At 33.9% G+C, this 2,078-nt stretch carries 2 protein-coding genes; both read right to left on the reverse strand.

Going from position 1 to position 2,078, the window contains the following annotated elements; genetic code table 11:
- Positions 1-174: 174 nt before the first annotated feature.
- Positions 175-1,089, reverse strand: coding sequence for a ribonucleoside hydrolase RihC (rihC, locus tag CI949_RS20205; protein ID WP_290769805.1), 915 nt, complete (start codon positions 1,087-1,089; stop codon positions 175-177).
- 13 nt (positions 1,090-1,102) lie between these two features.
- A complete protein-coding gene (locus CI949_RS20210) occupies positions 1,103-1,873 on the reverse strand; it encodes a nitroreductase family protein (protein ID WP_290769808.1) in 771 nt (256 codons plus the stop codon).
- Positions 1,874-2,078 lie beyond the last annotated feature (205 nt).

Consider the following 2,078-nt stretch of genomic DNA (forward strand, 5'->3'; position numbering starts at 1 on the left):
AGAGAAGATTAAAAGGATTTTTAGCTGCTCGAGAAAAACTAATTCAACTATTTGAAGAAAGATATTAATTTATTTACACAAAATACTTGACGTTACCTCTGCCAAGCCCCCTTTTTTAAAGTTAATCTGGAAAACTTATTAAGATTCAATAATTTATTCAGCAGTATTTTAAACTTATTTAAGTTTTTTAATTTCTGCTAGAATCCAATCTCTGAACTTCTTTTGATCAATTTTAACAGCTAGTTTTACATTTTTTCGATCTGTATATCTTGCCGCAAAATCTACTACAGTAGCACCAGCAGCAGGACCAGCAAGCGCAACTTCTAAATGAGTTTCTTTAAATTTAAAAATATCAGGTCTTACTAAATAGCAAATAGTACAGATGTCATGCATCATTAAACCATGCTTTTCTAAATCTCCCCCCCGATAATGAGTAAATAATGAATAAAGCATATCACCTGTCTGCCCCAGCCCTTTTATAAGCTCAATATCTCTTTTATTTAAAAGCGCCTTTGATGTTACTCTGAGTCCAAAAATAGTAATTTGAAGGCCGGAGTTAACCACTATTTGAGCTGCATGAGGATCAACTTTTATATTAAATTCAGCTGCAGAATTAGTGTTGCCCCCAACTGTTGATCCACCCATAATCACAATTTCTTCAATTTTTTCTTTAACTTCTGGATACATATTTAAAAGTAAAGCTGCATTTGTCAGTGGACCAATTGTAACCAGGGTTACTTTAGCATCCGCAGCTAAAATTTTATTTTTTATCTCTACTACAGCATGTTCAGGCAGCAGCTGCCGGCTGCTTTCGGGAAAGTCATAACCTCCCATTCCTGTTTCACCATGGAACTCGCTTGCATCCTCATATTCTCTTAAAAGAGGTATCGAACTTCCGGCTGCCAGTGGCACTTCTTTCTCAAAAAAATCAAGGATTTTTTTAGCATTTTCAGTTGTGTAATCTAAATTAACATTACCAGCAACTGTACTCACAAGCTCAACTTTTAGCTCCGGGTTATTTAAAGCAATGGTTAAAGCTGCTGCATCATCTATTCCCGGATCTGTATCTATAATAACTTTCCTTTTCACTCAATCATCTCCTTTACAATTTTACTGTGCATAAATAATTATAGCCTTCTACTTCAGCTGGATTCTCAGTTAACTTTTCAATTTTAAAATCTCGATTGAGGTGATCCGCTGCCAGCCATAGGTGGGCCAGAGCTATACCCATATCAATTTTATTCATCCTTTGGTAGAAAAATTTCTTAATAAAATTTGGGTCTTTTTGATAAAGATGAATTTGAGCCTCTTCTGAAATTAAAAACCAGGGTTGACCATTGGTTGCAGAAGGTGCAAGTCTTACTGCTTCCAGAAGATCATAATGGTTCTTACCTCTTTTTATTTCAGAAAGAGATTTACGTTCAAAGTCTTCAACTGAATCACGATGATTTTTTTCATCAGGCTTTCCAAAAACTAAGGTAATTACATATTCCAGCTCAGATTCTACAAGCTGATCCTTTTTAGGTTTAGCCAAACCAAACCAACAGCTGCCTAAATTATTTGCTGCAAAGTATAAATCAAGCTGCTGCAGAATAAAGCCTGTGTTTAAAAGATAGTCTCCCTTAGTTTCTGAAAAAAACTGGAGATAATGTGGTGATTTAATTGGCATCAGACTTTTGACAGCATCTGAATTTACAATTTTTGTTTCATATTCAATTTCTGGATCTAAAACTGAAACTCGCTTTAGAAATTCACTAATATCCGCAAGCTGTTGAGCACTCAATTTTTCTTTCTTATATTTTCTAATTGATTTGCGCATGTAAATTGATTGATAAAGTTCTTTTTTTAGTTCAACTGTCAAATTTTTTTCCATCTTAAATCTCATCTCCTTCTAGTTAACCAGTTTATTTTATTAAAGTAAAATTCAAAATTAATACGAAAGCAGATCCTGAATATCTTCCCAGCTGATAGCTTTAATCGGATTAACATTATTTTCAATTATATTATCAAATAAATTTTGTTTTCGCTGCTGCAGCTTGAGCATCTTTTCTTCAACTGTACCTCTGGTTATTAGCTTG

Source organism: Halanaerobium sp., assembly GCF_003070835.1.